The sequence below is a fragment of the Psychrobacter sp. 16-MNA-CIBAN-0192 genome, assembly GCF_040309565.1.
Taxonomy (GTDB): Bacteria; Pseudomonadota; Gammaproteobacteria; order Pseudomonadales; family Moraxellaceae; genus Psychrobacter.
In genome coordinates this window covers 1-264 of the sequence record NZ_JBEOOX010000346.1, presented here as the reverse complement: position 1 = coordinate 264, position 264 = coordinate 1, and the positions used below count along the sequence as shown (strand labels likewise).

Sequence of the window (264 nt, the reverse complement as noted above, 5' to 3'; positions counted from 1 at the left end):
ATTGCGGTAGTTCCACTTCTGCTCGCCCGTCTGCGCGTTGAACGCGATCACCTGGCCGTCGATCGTGCGGACGACCACGAGGCCGTTGCCGACGAGCGGCGGCGAGAAGATCTCGCCCTGCACGCTGGTCTTCCACAGCTGCTTGCCGTCCGGGCCCAGCACGAACACGCCGCCCTTCAACGCACCGACCGCGGTCAGGTTGCCGTCGCTGCCGACTCCGGCCGACAGGTCCGAACCGACCTTCGAGCGCCACAGCGTCTGGCC

At 68.2% G+C, this 264-nt stretch carries 1 protein-coding gene; it reads right to left on the bottom strand.

The window, feature by feature from the left end:
* On the bottom strand, positions 1-264 hold a 264-nt coding region (locus tag AAEY78_RS13525; RefSeq protein WP_352339842.1), incomplete at both ends, for an outer membrane protein assembly factor BamB family protein.